Below are 19,918 nucleotides of genomic sequence, written 5' to 3'. Positions count from 1 at the left end.
TCGAGTACCTTATCGATTAACCACACCCAAGGTGCGGCGTAACAGCGGAGTTTTTAGCACCGGAATGTTATCCATCACTGCTAATCCTAAATTTCTTCCAATACGCAGAGTTAGCCAGTCATTTGAAAACAGATGAACCAGACTGGAAGTTAGCGTAATCGTTGCCGTTCTGTCGTTGTCACGTCTGCGCTTAAATTTTGTCAGAAGTGCGTAACTTCCCACATCCTCAGCATGAACGATCTCTTCAGCCAAACTGGCAACATCACGGATGCCAAGATTGAAACCTTGCCCAGCAATAGGATGAAGTGATTGAGCGGCGTTCCCCACAATGGCAAAACGATGTGAGATATTTTGTTCTCGATATCTCAATAGCAACGGATACGCGCTTCTTGCACCCGTTTTTTCAAGCTTACCTAAACGCCAGCCAAACTCAGCTTGCAATTGATTGAGAAACACGTCGTCGTCATAAGCCATAACAGCTTGTGCTTTATCTGGCGGTAAACACCAAACTAACGACATTCGATTGTCACTCATCGGCAATAACGCTATCGGACCATGAGAGGTAAATCGCTCGAACGCACGACCTTGATGAGCTTCGCTCGTAACCACATTGGCAATGATGGCTACCTGTTCAAAATCGTGTTCTTGCAGTGGTAAGCCGACTTGTTCACAACAAGTGGACACCGCACCATCAGCCGCTACTAGTAGCTTAGCTTCTATTTGTTCACCATTAGATAAAATCGCTGTGACTTTATTGATGTTGCGCTCTACGCTTTGAATACTTTGCGGGCAATACAGAGTAATGCTGGATGTTTTCTCGATCTTCTCTGCATAGATTCGTCCAACATCAGCCAACTCAACCACATAGCCTAATGCGTTAACGCCCACTTCTTCTTTCGTGATATCCGTCATTCCGGCATGGGAACGATCAGAGACATGAATATGCTCGATAGGTGTGGCTACAGACTGAAGCGATTCCCAAAGTCCAAAGCGTTGCAAGATTTGGACGGTTCCATAAGACAGAGCAATAGAACGAGCATCAAAACCGGGATGTTGCTGATGATCGGTTTGATACGGCTCAACAACCGCAACAGATAAGCGTCCTTGGCTCAATTGATGCAATGCCAGAGCCAGCGTCGCTCCAGCCATAGCACCACCAGCAATAATCACATCAAACGATTTTACTTGGCTCACAGTCCTTGTCCTTAGTGAATGGTCGGTGCTTTGTCTTGCTCTGGTTTAATCCCTAGCTCAGCATGCAGAAGCAGAGCACAAGCTTTAACGTGCTCCAGCACCTGTTCTAAAAGGTGTGCTTGCTCTTCCAGATCATCGTCTTCATCAATGCCTAGCTTGGTAATTTCTTCAAGGTCTTCTAGTGCTTCTTTTGCATCAGATGACGCTTTGTTCAGAGAAGCACCCGCTAAACCTAAACCTGAAATAAAGTGGTTTACCCAATCCGCGACTCCATCAGCAAAATCAAACAGCGCCTCTGGGCCTTCTCCAACCGGAAGAACAAGACTCAGCTCTAGAGTGGTGTCCGTCAACTCAGCATTGGTTGCCACTAAAAGTTGTTTTGCCATTTCAAGCGCTTTAACCGGCCAACCCATGCCTTCATTGGTGTAATCGAAAATCAAAGGCTGCCAGCTGTCGTCTTTCAAACTTAATCCACCAGCTAACATGCCAGTCAACAAACCGTGCAGTTCAGCAGGATTTATGCCTAACGAAGCTGACTTCAGCTCGCCAGATAAAATGTCGTAAGTCGGAAATGTAATGTCGCTCATAACGGGCTCATAATCAGAAAAATAAGCCCAATCCTACCACTTCAACACTCATGCGAAAACGCTCAAGTTGCCAATTGTGGCTAGCTTTTACGCAAATTGACTAAGAACTGAGTTTTCGTTACTCATTTTTGATAGATAATCGGGAAAAGCTTGAATCTTGAGAGCGCTTTACCTATAGTTTCCCCCAACGATGGTCACTTGAGAAGTATCATCTTTGGCGATATGAATAGAGTTCATTTATCATGAGTAATCAAGCGGTTGACGTTGAAATTTTAGGTAAAATGACACGGGTAAATTGCCCAGCGGGTCAGGAAGACTCTCTGATTAGTGCAGCCCAAGATCTAGACCGACGATTAAAAGAAATGGCTGACCGCACAAAAGTAACTAATGAAGTGAAGCTCTTAACTATTGCGGCGTTGAACATTTGCTATGAGTTGCAAACTTATCAGCAGCAAAACAATGGTCAACAGCAAGAAATCAGTGAACGCATGGAAAAGCTCACCGTTTCTCTAGAAGAAGCTCTCAATAAGGTGACACTAGAACGAATCTAGACGTCCGCCATCAAAAGTATTTACCCTGGGGTGTTTGTCAGTGGATTTAAGTCCCCGAGCCGATAAGCAATACCCAAGGATTAGTACTTAGTAGCTATTGAGCAAGCTTGGCTCGTACCGAGAAGCCTACGGTTACCATTGCTGATCCGCCTTGAACTAGCTGGTTCAAGGGCCACAATCTACAACGGCACTCTGGGGTTCCCTAATGTTGTATTCACGACAAGAACTAAGAACACTTATCCGCGATAAACGTAATCAACTTGCCAGTGATGTTCAGTTTCAGGCAAGCCAAGAGCTTATTGAACGTTTTTCCACTCTGCCAGAAATGCGCACATGCCAGAAGATTGCTCTCTATCTCTCAACCGATGGCGAACTGGATACCCAACCGTTAATTGAATGGCTTTGGTCACAAGGTAAAAGTATTTACCTGCCTGTCTTACACCCTTTTTCTGCTGGTCATTTACTGTTTCTGCATTGTCAGCCAGAGACACCGATGACTTACAACAAATTTGGCATTCTTGAGCCTAAACTCAATCAAACCCTCATTTGTCCGGTCAAAGAACTGGATCTTATCTGCACACCATTGGTTGCTTTTGACTCTCAGGGCCATAGATTAGGCATGGGCGGCGGCTATTATGACCGAACTCTCGAACCTTGGTTTACTACAGGTAAAGGGGCATCTCCATTAGGTTTAGCTCATGATTGCCAGCATGTAGACGAACTGCCAACAGAAGAGTGGGATGTTCCCTTGCCTAAAATCGTTACTCCTAGCCAAATTTGGCAGTGGTAAGCTCCTTATTTACCACTTACAAGACCAAACATCACTGAAGTGACGTATACCCAAACTGCTTGAAGTTGAAGGTAGGCGGCAAGTGAGTGAATCCCCATGAGCATAGATAACTATGTGATTGGGGTGAACGAACGTACCCCCCATAGCAAAACATAAAGCCCTGCAGCTTCAAGTAGGAAGGGGATAACTTCAATTATTCAGAAACCGAAGTACATCTCTCAATCTTTTGCGTATATAATCCCGCGCACGCTAACGTTTATATAAAACATACAGCTTTCACTTAGAAATCAAGTTTTCGCAAAAAATCGTCTCAGGAGATGGGCATGACTCAAGATGAAATGAAAAAAGCTGCCGGTTGGGCTGCACTTAAATACGTAGAAAAAGGCAGCATTGTCGGCGTTGGTACTGGTTCAACAGTGAATCACTTCATCGATGCTTTGGGTTCAATCAAAGATGATATTAAAGGTGCCGTATCAAGCTCTATCGCTTCAACTGAGAAGCTTAAAGGTTTAGGCATTGAAGTCTTCGATTGTAACGATGTTATGAGCCTAGACATCTATGTTGATGGTGCAGATGAAATCAACCCTCAACGTGAGATGATCAAAGGTGGTGGCGCTGCACTGACTCGTGAAAAAATTGTTGCCGCTATTGCAGATAAATTTGTTTGTATCGTTGATGGTACCAAAGCCGTTGATGTACTAGGTACATTCCCACTTCCAGTTGAAGTAATCCCGATGGCTCGTTCATACGTTGCTCGCGAACTGGTTAAACTTGGTGGCGATCCAGTTTACCGTCAAGGGGTTGTGACCGATAACGGTAACGTTATTCTTGACGTTCACGGACTACACATTACTCATGCTAAAGACCTAGAAGCTAAAATTAACGGTATCGCAGGTGTTGTAACCAACGGTCTGTTCGCTATTAGCGGAGCCGATGTGGTGATCACAGGTACTCCTGAAGGCGCCAAAATCGAAGAATAATTCTAAAAATCGAACAATTTTCGTTATTTGATTACAAACGGCACCTCTGGTGCCGTTTTTGTTGCTTTTCCATTAAGAAAATTATTCCTTATTCCGTAATTTTCTTACCCAATCACAAAAAAATTTGATAACTTAATGGTCAGAACAAACGCAACGAAAACGTTTGCTTTTTTAATTTAGATTAATAATTGTGTAGTTCGCTTGATGTTTCACGCATCAGCCCTCCCTTTCCATTTTAAGGACGAGAATAATGGCCAAAGTTTCACTGGAAAAAGAAAAAATTAAGATACTACTCCTTGAAGGACTTCACCCATCTTCGGTAGAAGTTCTGCAAGCTGCTGGCTACACCAACATTGAATACCACAAGGGTTCGCTAGACGAAGAGCAATTGATTGAAGCTATCAAAGATGTTCATTTCATTGGTATTCGCTCCCGTACTAACCTAACAGAAAAAGTGATTAACGCTGCAGATAAACTGGTAGCGATTGGCTGTTTCTGTATTGGTACAAACCAAGTAGATCTTGATGCCGCTGCTGTGCGCGGTGTTCCAGTGTTCAACGCGCCATTCTCAAACACGCGTAGTGTTGCAGAACTTGTTCTGGGTGAAATCCTACTTCTATTACGTGGCATCCCTGAAAAGAATGCACTTGCGCACCGTGGTATTTGGAAGAAGAGCGCAGATAACTCATACGAAGCTCGTGGTAAAGCTCTAGGTATCATCGGTTATGGCCACATCGGTACTCAGCTAGGTATCATCGCTGAAAACTTAGGTATGCGCGTGTACTTCTACGATATCGAAAACAAGCTATCACTGGGTAATGCAACTCAAATTCACACCATGAGCGAACTACTGAATAAATGTGATGTTATCTCTCTTCATGTTCCTGAAACACCAGAAACAAAGAACATGATGGGTAAAGACGAATTTGACCGCATGAAGCCAGGTTCAATCTTCATTAACGCAGCACGTGGCACTGTTGTTGATATCCCTGCGCTATGTGATGCGATGGAATCTGGTCACCTAGCAGGTGCTGCTATCGACGTATTCCCAACAGAGCCAGGTTCAAACAAAGAAGCGTTTGAATCTCCGCTGATGAAATTTGATAACGTTATTCTGACTCCTCACGTGGGTGGTTCAACTCAGGAAGCACAAGAGAATATCGGTATTGAAGTTGCAGGCAAGCTAGCGAAATACTCAGACAACGGTTCTACGCTTTCAAGTGTTAACTTCCCTGAAGTTTCTCTACCAGAGCATCGTCAATGTTCACGTCTGCTGCACATTCACGAAAACCGCCCTGGTATTTTGACGCAAATTAACACCATTTTTGCATCAGAAGGCATCAACATCGCTGCTCAGTACCTACAAACAACCGGAAACATCGGTTATGTGGTTATTGACGTTGAAGCGGATCGCTCGTTAGAAGCACTGGATAAACTAAAAGGTATCGAAGGCACTATTCGCGCACGTATCCTTCACTAATCCTTCAGTGACTAAAACGGACCACCAGCTGAAACTGGTGGTTAAGTGATAGAAAAGAAAAAACCAGCCGATTGGCTGGTTTTTTAATTTAATGGATCTGCTGCTAAATTGAGAGGGGATTAGCTACGTAATGCTCGCTCACCACGTGCGATACCAACCACGCCACTACGAGCGACTTCAACCACCTCTGTCACTTCAGCCATTGCCTGAATAAAGGCATCAAGCTTTTCACTGGTTCCTGCAAGCTGAACCGTATACTGAGATGCTGTGACATCGACGATTTGACCACGGAAAATATCCGTTGTGCGGTTAACTTCTGTGCGAGCGAAACCTGTCGCTTTCACTTTAATAAGCATAAGTTCACGTTCGATGTGGTCACACTCTGTCACCTCCTGAACTTTCAGCACATCAATCAGCTTATGCAGTTGTTTCTGAATCTGCTCAAGCTGCATTTCTGTAGAGGTCGTGGTCAAGTTTAAACGAGATAAAGTGCCATCATCAGTTGGAGATACGTTCAAACTCTCTATGTTGTAGCCACGTTGAGAGAACAGGCCAACAACGCGAGACAAAGCACCAGGTTGGTTTTCCATCAATATTGAAATAATGTGTCTCATCTTAGGTTCTCTCCGTTTTGCTCAACCACATTTTATCCATACCCTCGCCTTTGATTTGCATTGGGTACACGTGTTCAGTTTCATCTACATTGATATCAACAAAAACCAATCGGTCTTTCATATCCAATGCTTTTTGCAGGCCAGCTTCTAGCTCATCAGGTGTGTTGATGCGAATACCAACGTGACCATAAGCTTCTGCGATAGCTGCAAAATCCGGTACTGAACTCATGTAGGAGTTAGAGTGTCGCCCTTGATAAATAATGTCTTGCCACTGTTTTACCATGCCTAGAAAACGGTTATTCAGGTTAATGATTTTCACCGGAATATCGTATTGCAACGCAGTGGATAGCTCCTGAATATTCATCTGGATACTGCCATCACCGGTTACTACTACCACTTCTTCTTGTGGCATAGCAAACTTAACGCCCATACCAGCTGGCAGACCAAAGCCCATAGTGCCTAAGCCGCCAGAGTTGATCCAACGACGTGGTTTATTAAACGGATAGTAAAGTGCTGCAAACATCTGATGCTGGCCAACGTCTGATGCTACATACGCATCACCATTAGTCAGTCTAAATAAGGTTTCAATCACTTGCTGAGGCTTAATGCGTTCGCTTGATGTTTCGTAAGACAAACATTTGCGATCGCGCCACACTTGAATTTCGCTCCACCATTGTTCAATGGCTTCCACATCGTTGCCACCTTCTTGTTCACCAAGAAGCTGCAACATAGTTTCCAAAACTTGATCCGCAGAACCTACGATTGGTAGATCAACTTTAACGTTCTTGGAAATGGAAGACGGATCGATATCGATGTGCATGATCTTCGCATCCGGGCAATATTTCTCAAGATTGTTGGTAGTTCGATCGTCAAAACGAACCCCCACACCGAAGATCAAATCTGAATTGTGCATAGCCATATTAGCTTCATACACACCGTGCATACCCAGCATACCTAGGGCATTCTTATGTGTTCCAGGGAACACGCCTAACCCCATAAGAGTGCTAACGACTGGCAAATTCAGTTTTTCTGCTAGCTGCTGCACTTGTTCGTGAGCACCAGCGATAGATGCACCACCACCCACGTAAAGCACTGGTTTTTTCGCTTCTAATAGTGCTTTTAACGCCTTCTTGATTTGCCCTTTGTGACCTGAAGTCGTCGGGTTATAAGAACGCATTTTGATTGATTCTGGGTAATGGTATGGAAGCTTAATCTGCGGATTCATTACATCTTTAGGTAGATCGATCACCACTGGACCAGGGCGGCCAGTCGATGCAATGTAAAACGCTTTCTTGATCGTTTCTGGAATATCTTCCGCTTTCTTCACTAAGAAGCTGTGCTTAACGATCGGGCGAGAAACACCAACGATGTCACACTCCTGGAAAGCATCATTACCGATCAAATTGGTTGCCACGTTACCAGAGATTACGATCATCGGGATCGAATCCATGTATGCCGTTGCGATGCCAGTAACTGTATTTGTTGCACCAGGGCCAGAGCACACTAACACAACACCCGGTTTACCCGTAGCACGTGCATAGCCGTCAGCCATGTGAGTTGCAGCTTGTTCATGACGAACAAGAACATGCTTTATTTTTTCGGTTTTTTCGTGGAGGGCGTCGTAGATATCAAGAACGGAACCACCTGGGTAGCCAAAAATTTGTTCTACGCCTTCTTCGATCAGAGACTGAACGACCATCTCTGCGCCGGATAACATTGCCATATTTTCTCCTTACCAGAATCCGATTAACGCGGTCGGTTAATTGGTCTGGTTATACATAGTCTAGGGCTTATTCGTAGCCTAATTCGAAAACTTTCCGCTTTCAGCTATGTCCCGCTTTTGTCATAACAAAAGCTAAGGTAACGCAACAACTTTAACCCTTTCTTAGCATTAGGTCTAACCACTAATTTGATGCAATCTCGGCGATATATTGCAGAAGCTTATTCAACAAGTATCAACGATTACCGCAAAGCACCGACACAGAGGATAGTGTTATAACGACCATAAAAAACGGAACAAAATATTAACAGCTGTTGGGCAATGAACTGCGCTACTCTCCTCTTTCTGCCACATATAAAAAAATCCCCAGTAAGAGAAAATCTCACTGGGGATCGATGTTTATTGTCAGTGTTTAAAAAACGGTAGCAATAACTACTTTTTCTTTTCCTGATACATCTCTTCAATCTCATCTTGATATCGAGAGTTGATCACCTTACGGCGCAGCTTTTGCGTCGGAGTTAACTCACCTTCATCCATAGAGAATGCTTTAGGTAGCAGCTTGAATTTTTTCACCTGTTCAAACTTCGCTAAACCATGTTGAAGTTCATTAATACGTTTTTCAAACATCTCTAACACTTCACTGTTTTTTAGCAGTTCCAAACGGTCGTGATATTTGATATTCAGCTCTTTAGCATGTTCTTCTAACGCATCAAAACAAGGAACAATCAGCGCCGACACAAATTTACGTGTATCTGCAATAACGGCAATTTGTTCGATGAAGTGATCTTTACCGATCGCGCCTTCAATAACCTGAGGAGCAATATATTTACCACCTGAAGTTTTCATTAGTTCTTTGATGCGATCGGTAATAAACAGGTTGCCATGCTCATCGATATGACCAGCATCTCCAGTTTTTAAGAAGCCGTGTTCATCAAATGTCTTTGCCGTCTCTTCCGGCATTTTGTAGTAGCCGCGCATCACCATTGGACCACGAACTAAAATCTCGTTATTTTCGCCAATCTTAACCTGAGCCCCAGGCATAGACAGACCAATAGAATCAGGATTGAAGCATTTGTCATCCCAACAAGAAACCGTCGCGGTTGTTTCGGTCATACCGTAGCCAAGTTTTACATTGATTCCGATGGCATGGAAAAATCGGCCAATGGTTTCATCTAACTTCGCTCCACCACATGGCATAAAGTTGATGCGCCCGCCTAATAATCCTCTCAATTTAGACAGAACCGCTTTATCCGCGATACCGTAGCATTGAGTAAGCAACCAAGACGGTTTACGGTGCTCTTGATGACATACCGCCATCTTCGCGCCCATGTTCACAGACCAAGTAAACATCACTTTGCGAATGAAAGAAGCTCTAGCCACTTTTTCATGGATAGCAGAGAAAATCTTCTCGTAGAAACGAGGAACCGCACACATTACTGTCGGACGAACTTCACTCAATGCTTCACGAACGTGAGAAACATCATGCAGGTAACAGTTGGTCGCACCTTTATAAAGCACGTAGAAAGTCCAAGCTCGCTCAAACACGTGAGAAAGCGGAAGGAAACACAAGGAAACATCGTCTTGAGTTAAGTTAAGACGCTGATCGTGTCCCTCTAACTGTGAACCGATATTACGGTAATCAAGCATGACACCTTTTGGCTGACCGGTTGTACCAGAGGTATAGATTAAGGTAATCAGATCTTCAAAATTGGCTTGAGCAACGCGAGTTTCCAGCTCTTCACGATCAGACTCTTGCCCCATCGCGATAAATTGTGACCAACGAATGGCATGTTCAAAGCCTTTCAGGTCAATGCTGTCGTCCATAGCTACGACAAGCTGAAGTTGTTCACATTGTTCGAAAATGTCTAAAGCGATATCGTATTGTGGCTGCTCACCAACAAAGAGAATTTTGACATCTGCATCTTGTAAAATGTAAGCAGATTGATCGGCGGTATTGGTCGGATAGATAGGGACAGTCACTGCTCTCAATTGCAATGCTGCAAAATCCGCAATGGTCCATTGAGGAATATTGTTGGAGAAAATACCAACCTTATCCTGAACGCCAATATGTTGAGAAAGAAGCGCTAATGATAACGCGTCCATCTGCTGTCCAAATTGCGTCCAACTAATGCTTTTCCATGCATCCCCTATTTTGTGTTTCAGGGCACTACGATCACCGTTGTGAGAGACTTGCTCACGAACACGTTTAACGATATGAAAATCTAAATTAGTCATCTATCTACCTATAGCTTACACCTGTAAGCTTAATCGAGCGCACAAGTGTACCGATTGAACTACAAAAGGCAACTGACAAACATCAAACTTATGGATAATTTTAGACTTAGCGAACAATAAAAAAGCCTTGAGTTGGTCTCCCTTCCCAAGGCTTTTTCTTAACGTCCTGTTTTAAATAGTTAACGTGGAATCACGTCTTATTTGCGGGCAATCACTTCGCGACAAATCATCATCAATTGGTCTCGTAACCAAATGTGACCACGGTCTTTTTCACTCGATTCATGCCAGCTTAAGTAACCGCTGATTTTCGCGTTATCAAACGGGAAGTCTAGGATTTGTAGCATATCTGCATTTGCCACGTTTTCTACCATCCAGCGAGGCGCAACAGTAACAAGCTCAGATTGACCAACCACGTACAAAACGTTGCTTAAGCTCGTGCCTTCGTAACTTGAAGAGCAGTATAGCTCTTGATAAGCCTGCTCTGAAAAACTGCGTTGGCCGTGAATTTTTGATAGCTTAGCGTGCTTCTCTTGTGTCAGCTCTTCGCGAGTCACTTTGCCTTGAATACGAGGGTGAGATTTTGCTGCAACAACCACTAACTCATCTTGGAAAAGCTCTGTGCTTGAGAATCCCTGTCCATCGAAATGTGCGTAGTCGATAACAAAATCAGTATCTTGATAACGCATACGCTCCGCCAACATGCGGTCAAATTCTGCATCTAAGTGCAATTGGATACTTGGCGCAATTTCATGAATGGTTTCCATGATCTTCGGTGCAAAACGAATATCACACGGGCTGCAAATAGCCAGTTTGAATAAGCGACTGGATGTTTCTGGCGCAAACACAGAACTTGGTAACTCATTACGGATAAGTTGAAGAGCTTGGCGAATTGGACCAAACAACTGACGAGCACGCTGAGTAGGCTGAATACCACGACCTTGGCGCATGAAGAGTTCGTCATTAAACATTACTTTAAGACGAGCAACCGCATTACTTACCGCAGGCTGCGACATACCCAGATTATGAGCTGCACGAGTAATATTTTGCTCTTGCATTACAGCATCAAAAACCGTCAGCAGGTTTAAATCGACACCACGTAAAACGCTTTCCATACGATAACTAGAAATGGCTCCCATGCCGCCGTTTTTATCTAACATTCGCTATACCTCTAAATTAATCTATCCAATCAAATATCAAACATTCGTTAGCGAATAGATAACCTGTACTTTTATTATTGGTTGCTTGGATATTTTTAAGCTGACCCAACTATGATTCATTCGTTTGCCGAATAGCAATAGCATTAAGGAAAAGTCAGATTTTTTGATACTAAAAAGAGGAATAAACCTACAAGATACAAGCTTTATCAAGCTCTATCGCAAGTATAAAAAAAGATAAAAACCAATGTCAGAAAGCGAGGATGTGGAATAGACGCATTGATATTAACTATATTTAAATCCAATCATTCAGGGATTCTCAGTACCGGAAAATCAAAATTGCAGCCTATAAGCTGCAACTTTTAATTTTCATGTCTAACGGCTAGGAGTTAATGACTAGGCGTTAATTTACTGAAGCGTAACTAGGGAAATCGACTTGTTGCCATAAACCATCACATAAATCTTGTTGATTAGACCAATTACCTTGCAAGATCCATTCAACAATTGCTTGGGCTACATTGGGGTAAATAACTCTTTCAGCCTGTTTTTCATCAAGCCATTTACTCACCGCTGATACGTCTAGAAAGTCCATCGCAGATGCCAGACCAAGCGTTTCCAAAGTCGCAACATTACTCTGCTGTTCAAACTGTCCAATCAAAGGTTTCAACAACAGTTTTTTGCCTAATGAAAGAGCTTCAGAAGGCAGCTCAAAACCGCCATTGGCAATCACACCATCACAGCGATGGAGATGGTATTGGAAACTGCTGTGGCACAGAGGTCTTAACTCAACGTTTTCCACCGTCTCCGGCTCTATAACCTGAGGGTGATAACAAATGAAAGATTTGTTCACGAAGCGGAATAACAGTTCACACACCTGGTCAACATCTTCAAAAGGCAGATAAACCAAAATGAAGTCTTGGTTGAGCATGTCTTGCACTGTGGTATGAACAATCGGAGGCAGTATCGGTTGATCAAAATGGTACCAATGCAGGCCTAAATTATAATTTGCTGGCGCGAAACGCTGCATAATTTGTTTATCTAGCCAGCTTGCACCTTTTAACGGTACTGGATAGCGAAATGCATTTTGATGGCTGATACCAATGACATCCTTCTTCTGGCGTTTTGCCGCCCATGCAGACACGGGTTCAAAATCATTCAGAATCAGCTCATAACCCGACAAATCCAATTGGCGAATTTCATTCATTAATTGTAAGGGGCTATTGTTGAGCGCGGTTTGGAGATAGTTTACTCGTCCTTGTTCAAACACAAAGGTTAATCCACGACGGATCTGGTAATCACCAAAACTCTCCATAGAGAAAAATTTTTGTGCTTCGCGACCGGAAAACAAGAAATCCACTTTCGCATCGGTATTTTTGAAAGCTTCACTCATTGCCCGAGCACGCGCAATATGACCATTACCGGTACCTTGAACACCATACAGAATCTTCAAATATTCATCTCCAACAACTGCATTGAAATCGTTGCACAGCTAGCACCAAGAATGGCGCCAATAATCACATCCGTTAAAAAATGGACGCCAAGCAAAATTCTCGCACTGCCAATAAGTGCTGCCCACATAAAGGCAATCCCATAGCCATCTGGATAGAACTGACCTATCAAGGTCGCCATAACAAATGCCGCAGCAGTATGGCCTGAAGGCAAGCTATAACGATCAGAAGGAGTAATAAAAGCGGTTAATACTGGTGAGAGTTCTTGAGGGCGTCGGCGTTGGAAGCTGTTTTTTAATAACCAGTACAAAGGCAGTTCGATAGCAAATGCTACTAACCCCGCCGCTAAGAAATTTGAGCCATGGCTACCACCAATCGCCCAAGCTAAAACACCAAATAGAGCGTATAAATGTCCATCTCCGGTATGAGAGACCGCTTTACTGATCCTCGCAACTGGCTGATTGAATCTATGTTGTAGGCAAAGCATCGAAAAAGCTAAATCAAGCTTTGCGATGGGCTTGATGGTTTTCATGGCATCCCCTTACTTTCAATTGAAAGTGCTTCAGATAGAAATGTTCCTACCTCCAAGCTAAAAGCAATAGATTGCAAATCCGTGACTGTTTGTTTGTAAATGGATGACAGTTAGTCGTAGTTCAACAATTTTTTTTAACCTTAGTCTTACACTGAGGCTCGAAGGCGTTACATTGGCGACATGCTTTCAACAACAAACTGCTAATTTTTGCCTTGTTGACGAAGTAACTGCTCCGATATGAACAAAAAAACAACTTTAGGGTTGACGCGCTCGGTTGAGTACGGTACTAATTTGTTAATTCAAATTTGTGGATGTTAATAATGACAATTCGTTCTTCTCTACTCCTGAACCTGCTCCTTATCGTGAATCAATCGCGCGGGTAATGAGTGGACGGAAGACACCACAACAGATTTACAAGAACCCGCACACGATGCGGGTTTTTTTATAACTAAATTCAGGAAGTAAACGATTAACTCTTCGAGTAAGGAAGCAAACATGAACGATCAGGTCATCATATTCGATACAACTTTGCGCGACGGTGAACAGGCGTTGTCAGCAAGCCTAACGGTAAAAGAGAAGCTGCAAATCGCTTACGCACTGGAACGCTTAGGTGTTGACGTGATCGAAGCGGGCTTCCCTGTTTCCTCACCGGGTGATTTCGAATCTGTACAAACTATCGCGAAAAATATCAAAAATAGCCGAATCTGTGCTCTTTCACGTGCCGTTGCGAAAGACATCGATGCAGCAGCTGAAGCGTTAAAAGTGGCAGATCAGTTCCGAATCCACACTTTCTTGGCAACATCGACCATTCACGTTCAAGACAAGCTTCGTCGTAGTTATGACGATGTCGTAGAGATGGCGGTGAACGCTGTGAAACATGCTCGCCAATATACTGATGATGTGGAATTTTCTTGTGAAGATGCTGGTCGTACACCAATCGACAACTTATGCCGTATGGTTGAAGCTGCAATCAATGCTGGTGCTCGTACTATCAACATTCCAGACACTGTCGGTTACACAGTACCAAGTGAATTTGGTGGCATCATCCAAACCCTATTTAACCGTGTGCCAAACATTGATAAAGCGATTATCTCTGTTCACTGTCACGATGACTTGGGCATGTCTGTGGCGAACTCCATTGCAGCAGTTCAAGCTGGTGCTCGCCAGATCGAAGGTACGATTAATGGTATCGGTGAACGTGCAGGTAACTGTGCTTTAGAAGAGATCGCCATGATCATCAAAACTCGTCAAGAGTTCTTGGGTGTTCACACTGGTATCAAGCATGAAGAAATTCACCGAACCAGCAAATTGGTTAGCCAGCTTTGCAACATGCCGATTCAGAGCAACAAAGCGATTGTTGGTGCAAACGCATTCAGCCACTCTTCAGGTATTCACCAAGATGGTATGTTGAAAAACAAGAATACCTACGAAATCATGACGCCTGAGTCTATTGGCTTGAAAAACCAAGCGCTTAACTTGACTAGTCGCAGTGGTCGTGCCGCTGTGAAGAGTCATATGGACGCCATGGGTTACAACGAAAACGAATACAACCTAAACGCGCTATACGAAGACTTCTTGAAACTTGCTGACCGCAAAGGCCAAGTATTCGACTATGATTTGGAAGCATTAATGCACTTCTCAAATCTTCGCGATGAAGACGATTACTACAAGTTGAACTATTTGAGTGTTCAATCTGGTAGTGTTATGGCGACAACCAGCGTCAAAATGCTTTGTGGTGACGAAGAGAAATGTGAAGCGGCAGTCGGTAATGGTCCAGTAGATGCTTTATATCAATGTATCTACCGCGTCACTGGTTATGACATCGTGCTAGACAAATTCGACTTAACCGCAAAAGGTGAAGGCGAAGATGGTTTAGGTCAGGCAGACATCATTGCCAACTACAAAGGACGCAAGTACCACGGCACTGGCGTATCTACGGATATCGTTGAAGCCTCTGGTCAAGCGCTATTGCATGTTATCAACAGCATTCATCGCGCAAACCAAATTGAAGAAATAAAACAGAAGAAGAAAGTAATTGCTGGCGTTTAAATAACATAGCCTCCTGAATACTTGGAGTTGCAGAGTGTTGAATGAACCCAGACACCACTTCTGTAACTTCAGTTGGAAGGACGTAAAGCAAACACAACATTGAACGAATATTATCAAAATTAGTGAAGGACTCGCATGACAGACAAAACTTATAAGATTGCCGTATTACCAGGTGACGGCATCGGCCCAGAAGTAATGCAACAAGCACATAAAGTACTTAATGCTATCGAACAAAAACACAAGTTAACTTTCGTGCGTGAAGAACATGACGTAGGCGGTATTGCGATTGATAACCATGGCTGCCCACTTCCTGATAGCACATTGAGTGCTTGTGAAGAATCCGATGCTGTACTTTTCGGTTCTGTTGGTGGTCCTAAATGGGAACATCTTCCACCAAACGAACAACCTGAGCGTGGCGCACTTCTACCTCTACGTAAGCATTTCCAATTGTTCTGTAACTTGCGACCAGCACAGATCCACAAAGGGCTAGAAGCGTTCTCACCTCTGCGTGCTGATATCTCTGATCGTGGTTTTGATATTGTTGTTGTTCGTGAGCTAACGGGCGGCATTTACTTTGGTCAACCTAAAGGCCGTGAAGGTGAAGGCGCTAACGAGAAAGCGTTTGATACTGAGGTTTACCATCGCTTTGAAATCGAGCGTATCGCTAAGATTGCTTTTGAATCAGCTCGTCTGCGCCGCAAGAAAGTCTGTTCTATCGATAAAGCAAACGTACTTCAAAGCTCGATTCTATGGCGCGAAGTCGTCACTGAAATTGCAAAAGATTACCCAGATGTTGAGTTATCACATATGTATATTGATAACGCGACTATGCAGTTGATCAAAGATCCTTCTCAGTTTGACGTCATGCTATGTTCAAACATCTTCGGCGACATCCTTTCTGATGAATGTGCCATGATCACTGGCTCAATGGGTATGCTTCCTTCTGCAAGTATGAATGAAAGTAAGTTTGGTCTGTATGAACCAGCGGGCGGCAGTGCTCCTGATATTGCAGGTAAAAACATTGCTAACCCTGTCGCTCAAATCCTTTCTGCTGCACTCATGCTTCGTTACAGCTTAGGCGAAGAAGCCGCTGCACAAGATATTGAAGCTGCGGTAGGCAAAGCACTATCAGCTGGCGAATTAACGGCGGATCTATCCGGTAGCAAGCCTGCGCTGACCACCTCGCAAATGGGCGACAAAATCGCTGAATACATTCTTAATTCATAATAATTAGTACTCTCGCCAGCCAATGACCGATTTACCAGTCATTGGCTACTCAAGGAGAGCGAGACAAGGAAGCAAACACATGGGCAAAACATTATATGAAAAAGTCTACGACGCCCACGTCGTAGTTGCCGCGGAAGGCGAAAACCCAATTCTATACATCGACCGTCACTTGGTTCATGAGGTAACTTCACCTCAAGCGTTTGATGGCTTACGCGAGAAAGGACGCAAACTGCGCCAAGTAAGCAAAACCTTCGCAACCATGGATCACAACGTTTCAACCACAACTAAAGACATCAATGCATCGGGTGAAATGGCTCGAATCCAGATGCAAACCCTAGCGAAAAACTGCGAAGAGTTTGGCGTTACCCTTTATGACATTAACCACAAATACCAAGGTATCGTTCACGTAATGGGCCCTGAATTAGGCATTACGCTTCCTGGTATGACTATTGTTTGTGGTGACTCTCACACAGCAACGCACGGCGCATTTGGTTCTTTGGCATTCGGCATCGGTACTTCTGAAGTTGAGCACGTAATGGCAACTCAAACGCTGAAACAAGCTCGCGCTAAAACCATGAAAATCGAAGTCAAAGGCAAAGTCGCTCCGGGTATCACAGCAAAAGATATCGTTCTAGCGATTATCGGTAAAACGACGGCAGCGGGCGGTACAGGCTACGTAGTTGAATTCTGCGGTGAAGCGATTCGCGATCTTTCTATGGAAGGTCGTATGACAGTATGTAACATGGCTATCGAACTAGGTGCAAAAGCGGGATTGATCGCTCCAGACCAAACAACGTTTGATTACATCAAAGGCCGTAAGTTTGCTCCAACAGGCGCAGATTGGGATGCAGCGGTTGAATACTGGCAAACACTAAAAACAGACGAAGATGCGAAGTTTGACGCAGTTGTAACGCTAGATGCAGCAAGTATTCGTCCTCAAGTCACTTGGGGAACCAACCCAGGTCAAGTTATTGCGGTTGATACACCTATTCCTTCACCAGAATCGTTTAGCGATCCAGTCGAGCGTGTATCTGCTGAAAAAGCTTTGGCATACATGGGGCTAGAAGCTGGCAAAATGCTGTCGGATTACAAAGTCGATAAAGTCTTTGTCGGTTCTTGTACGAACTCTCGTATTGAAGATATGCGTGCAGCCGCCGCCGTTGCGAAAGGTAAAAAAGTCGCATCACATGTACAGGCGCTAATTGTTCCGGGATCGGAGCAGGTAAAAGCTCAAGCAGAAGCTGAAGGCTTAGACAAGATCTTCATCGAAGCTGGTTTTGAGTGGCGTTTACCAGGTTGTTCTATGTGTCTGGCTATGAACAATGACCGTTTAGGTGCCGGTGAACGTTGTGCATCAACCTCAAACCGTAACTTTGAAGGACGTCAGGGTCGTGATGGTAGAACCCATCTGGTTAGCCCTGCGATGGCTGCAGCAGCAGCGATTGCTGGTCACTTTGTCGATATTCGTAACAAATAAGGATAGAGGAAATTTAAATGGCAGGTTTTCAAAAACATACAGGCTTAGTTGTTCCTCTAGATGCAGCGAACGTCGATACAGATGCAATTATTCCTAAGCAGTTTCTACAAAAAGTAAATCGCATTGGTTTTGGTAAGCACCTTTTCCATGACTGGCGCTTCCTTGATGATGCTGGTGAGCAACCAAATCCAGATTTCGTCATGAACCAAGCTCGTTACAAAGGTGCGAGTATTCTGCTAGCGCGTGAGAACTTCGGCTGTGGTTCTTCTCGTGAACACGCACCATGGGCACTTGCTGACTATGGTATTCAGGTGATGATCGCTCCAAGCTTTGCAGACATTTTTTATGGCAACTCTATCAACAACCAAATGGTTCCTGTTCGTTTAACCGAGCAAGAAGTTGATGAGATTTTCCAATATGTTCAAGCAAACGAAGGTGCGCAGGTTACCGTTGATCTGGAAAAAATGATCGTGACAGCAAACGGTAAAGAATATGGATTCGAAATCGATGAATTCCGTCGTCACTGTTTGCTAAATGGCCTAGACAACATTGGTCTGACTCTGCAACACGAAGCTAAAATCGCAGAGTATGAAGCGAAAATTCCTTCATTCTTAAGATAGCGAAAATGAATATAGGGTTGCAGACAAGCAACCCTTTTTTATCGCTGAAATAAAAGCGTAGTAACCTTGGTCTTATTGTCTATATACCCTTTAACTGACACTGTTTATGAAAAGACTCCTTGCGTATGCACTTTTGCTGTTCTCACCACTTTCGTTTTCGGCACCTAAATCCGATTTATGGCCTTATTGGAATGTCAGCAATCAACAAAGCAGTACTTCACTATCTCACCACAAATGGCAAGCCATCCTAGACATTTATCTTATCTCTCAGGGCGATTACACCTTGTTTAAATACGCCCTAGTCACGCCATCCGATAAAGAGAAACTCACACAATATTTATCTGATTTATCAAATACTGACCCAAGAGAACTGAACAAAAAAGAACAGTATGCATATTGGGTAAACCTCTATAACGCACTCACAGTGCAACTCATATTGGATAATTACCCTGTAGCCTCAATCACCAAAATCGGTAGTTGGTTTGGTTTTGGTCCATGGGATGATGAAATCGCAAATGTGGCAGGAAAGCCTTTAACGCTCAATGATATAGAACATCGAATTTTAAGGCCTATTTGGGGTGACCCGAGAACACATTATGCAATCAATTGTGCCAGCCTAGGATGCCCCAACCTGCAACCAAAAGCATTCACCGCGGAAAATACTGAGCTTCTGTTAGAAAAGGCGGCTCGTGATTTCATCAATAGTCATAAGGGTGTTTCGTATCAAGATGGCCAACTGACCCTTTCTTCTATTTATGATTGGTTTGCGCAAGATTTTGGTAGCAGAACTCAATTATTTGACCATCTGAGCAAATACCGAACGGGAGTAACTCATTATGAAGGGAAAATAAAATATGAGTACGACTGGAAATTGAATGAGAAGAAATAACGAACGTTTAGAATAACGGATATGAAAAAGCCCCTGTATCTCTACAGGGGCTTGGAAATAAAGCCTAGCGATGTCCTACTCTCACATGGGGAGACCCCACACTACCATCGGCGCTATTGTGTTTCACTTCTGAGTTCGGCATGGAATCAGGTGGGTCCACAATGCTATGGTCGCTAAGCAAATTTTGTGACCGCTTTTGACTTTCATCTTTTTCAAAGATGAAGACAAATTTACAGTGCGTGTCGAATGCATGGTGCTGATACCCAGAATCGAACTGGGGACCTCATCCTTACCAAGGATGCGCTCTACCGACTGAGCCATATCAGCAAGAAGCTGTGTCTTATAAGACTAAAAAAGCCCGTCGTTAGACG

General features: G+C 43.7%; 17 protein-coding genes, 1 tRNA gene, 1 rRNA gene and 1 other RNA gene. 10 read left to right on the top strand and 10 right to left on the bottom strand.

Going from position 1 to position 19,918, the window contains the following annotated elements; all coding sequences use genetic code 11:
- Positions 1 to 9: 9 nt before the first annotated feature.
- Positions 10 to 1,194 carry a 2-octaprenyl-6-methoxyphenyl hydroxylase gene (gene ubiH / locus AAGA51_RS02065; protein WP_081878699.1) on the bottom strand — a complete coding sequence of 395 codons (1,185 nt, stop codon included), beginning with the start codon at positions 1,192 to 1,194 and terminating at the stop codon, positions 10 to 12.
- Positions 1,195 to 1,205: 11 nt separating this feature from the next.
- Positions 1,206 to 1,781 (bottom strand): YecA family protein, encoded by a 576-nt coding sequence (locus tag AAGA51_RS02060; protein WP_042484671.1) that lies wholly within the window; start codon positions 1,779 to 1,781, stop codon positions 1,206 to 1,208.
- Positions 1,782 to 2,023: 242 nt separating this feature from the next.
- Between AAGA51_RS02060 and zapA the strand changes: the two genes are divergently transcribed.
- From zapA to serA, 5 genes are all read left to right on the top strand, one after another.
- Positions 2,024 to 2,332: a cell division protein ZapA gene (zapA, locus tag AAGA51_RS02055; RefSeq protein ID WP_042484675.1), complete on the top strand. Its 309-nt coding sequence runs from the start codon at positions 2,024 to 2,026 to the stop codon at positions 2,330 to 2,332.
- Positions 2,333 to 2,351: 19 nt separating this feature from the next.
- A non-coding RNA gene (gene ssrS / locus AAGA51_RS02050) (6S RNA) lies at positions 2,352 to 2,535 on the top strand.
- Positions 2,536 to 2,537: 2 nt separating this feature from the next.
- Positions 2,538 to 3,122 carry a 5-formyltetrahydrofolate cyclo-ligase gene (locus AAGA51_RS02045; RefSeq protein ID WP_042484676.1) on the top strand — a complete coding sequence of 195 codons (585 nt, stop codon included), beginning with the start codon at positions 2,538 to 2,540 and terminating at the stop codon, positions 3,120 to 3,122.
- A gap of 323 nt (positions 3,123 to 3,445) precedes the next feature.
- Positions 3,446 to 4,102, top strand: a complete 657-nt coding sequence (gene rpiA, locus AAGA51_RS02040) for a ribose-5-phosphate isomerase RpiA (RefSeq protein ID WP_042484678.1) — start codon at positions 3,446 to 3,448, stop codon at positions 4,100 to 4,102.
- A 250-nt stretch (positions 4,103 to 4,352) separates the two neighbouring features.
- Positions 4,353 to 5,582: a phosphoglycerate dehydrogenase gene (serA, locus tag AAGA51_RS02035; RefSeq protein WP_042484681.1), complete on the top strand. Its 1,230-nt coding sequence runs from the start codon at positions 4,353 to 4,355 to the stop codon at positions 5,580 to 5,582.
- A gap of 119 nt (positions 5,583 to 5,701) precedes the next feature.
- On the opposite strand, the gene ilvN is transcribed toward serA, so the two are convergent.
- The 6 genes from ilvN to AAGA51_RS02005 all read right to left on the bottom strand — a co-directional run bounded on the left by ilvN (position 5,702) and on the right by AAGA51_RS02005 (position 13,285).
- Positions 5,702 to 6,196, bottom strand: a complete 495-nt coding sequence (gene ilvN / locus AAGA51_RS02030) for an acetolactate synthase small subunit (protein ID WP_042484685.1) — start codon at positions 6,194 to 6,196, stop codon at positions 5,702 to 5,704.
- Position 6,197: 1 nt separating this feature from the next.
- Positions 6,198 to 7,919: an acetolactate synthase 3 large subunit gene (locus tag AAGA51_RS02025; protein WP_042484688.1), complete on the bottom strand. Its 1,722-nt coding sequence runs from the start codon at positions 7,917 to 7,919 to the stop codon at positions 6,198 to 6,200.
- A 429-nt stretch (positions 7,920 to 8,348) separates the two neighbouring features.
- Positions 8,349 to 10,151, bottom strand: coding sequence for an AMP-dependent synthetase/ligase (locus AAGA51_RS02020; RefSeq protein WP_042484691.1), 1,803 nt, complete (start codon positions 10,149 to 10,151; stop codon positions 8,349 to 8,351).
- Positions 10,152 to 10,348: 197 nt separating this feature from the next.
- Complete coding sequence (gene leuO / locus AAGA51_RS02015; protein WP_042484694.1) at positions 10,349 to 11,308, bottom strand: transcriptional regulator LeuO; 960 nt, start codon at positions 11,306 to 11,308, stop codon at positions 10,349 to 10,351.
- A 400-nt stretch (positions 11,309 to 11,708) separates the two neighbouring features.
- Positions 11,709 to 12,755 carry an MJ1255/VC2487 family glycosyltransferase gene (locus tag AAGA51_RS02010; protein WP_042484696.1) on the bottom strand — a complete coding sequence of 349 codons (1,047 nt, stop codon included), beginning with the start codon at positions 12,753 to 12,755 and terminating at the stop codon, positions 11,709 to 11,711.
- A complete protein-coding gene (locus AAGA51_RS02005) occupies positions 12,752 to 13,285 on the bottom strand; it encodes a phosphatase PAP2 family protein (RefSeq protein ID WP_042484699.1) in 534 nt (177 codons plus the stop codon). The genes AAGA51_RS02010 and AAGA51_RS02005 overlap by 4 nt, the downstream gene beginning before the upstream one ends.
- 495 nt (positions 13,286 to 13,780) lie before the next feature.
- Here AAGA51_RS02005 and leuA point away from each other — a divergent pair, with 495 nt between their 5' ends.
- From leuA to AAGA51_RS01980, 5 genes are all read left to right on the top strand, one after another.
- Positions 13,781 to 15,334, top strand: coding sequence for a 2-isopropylmalate synthase (gene leuA / locus AAGA51_RS02000; protein ID WP_042484702.1), 1,554 nt, complete (start codon positions 13,781 to 13,783; stop codon positions 15,332 to 15,334).
- A gap of 135 nt (positions 15,335 to 15,469) precedes the next feature.
- Positions 15,470 to 16,561 (top strand): 3-isopropylmalate dehydrogenase, encoded by a 1,092-nt coding sequence (gene leuB / locus AAGA51_RS01995; protein ID WP_042484706.1) that lies wholly within the window; start codon positions 15,470 to 15,472, stop codon positions 16,559 to 16,561.
- A gap of 79 nt (positions 16,562 to 16,640) precedes the next feature.
- Positions 16,641 to 18,038, top strand: a complete 1,398-nt coding sequence (gene leuC / locus AAGA51_RS01990) for a 3-isopropylmalate dehydratase large subunit (protein WP_042484708.1) — start codon at positions 16,641 to 16,643, stop codon at positions 18,036 to 18,038.
- A 17-nt stretch (positions 18,039 to 18,055) separates the two neighbouring features.
- On the top strand, positions 18,056 to 18,658 hold the full coding sequence (gene leuD / locus AAGA51_RS01985) for a 3-isopropylmalate dehydratase small subunit (RefSeq protein ID WP_042484711.1): 603 nt from the start codon (positions 18,056 to 18,058) through the stop codon (positions 18,656 to 18,658).
- A gap of 106 nt (positions 18,659 to 18,764) precedes the next feature.
- Complete coding sequence (locus AAGA51_RS01980) at positions 18,765 to 19,547, top strand: DUF547 domain-containing protein (RefSeq protein WP_042484714.1); 783 nt, start codon at positions 18,765 to 18,767, stop codon at positions 19,545 to 19,547.
- A 62-nt stretch (positions 19,548 to 19,609) separates the two neighbouring features.
- On the opposite strand, the gene rrf is transcribed toward AAGA51_RS01980, so the two are convergent.
- Together rrf and AAGA51_RS01970 are read right to left on the bottom strand one after the other, a co-directional pair.
- Positions 19,610 to 19,725 (bottom strand): 5S ribosomal RNA (rrf, locus tag AAGA51_RS01975).
- Between the two features lie 73 nt (positions 19,726 to 19,798).
- A tRNA-Thr gene (locus AAGA51_RS01970) sits at positions 19,799 to 19,874 on the bottom strand.
- Positions 19,875 to 19,918 lie beyond the last annotated feature (44 nt).

This window comes from Vibrio diazotrophicus, from assembly GCF_038452265.1.
GTDB classification, from domain to species: Bacteria; Pseudomonadota; Gammaproteobacteria; order Enterobacterales; family Vibrionaceae; genus Vibrio; species Vibrio diazotrophicus.
The sequence above is the reverse complement of the archived record's forward strand: the minus strand, read 5'-3'. Positions and strand labels throughout refer to the sequence as shown.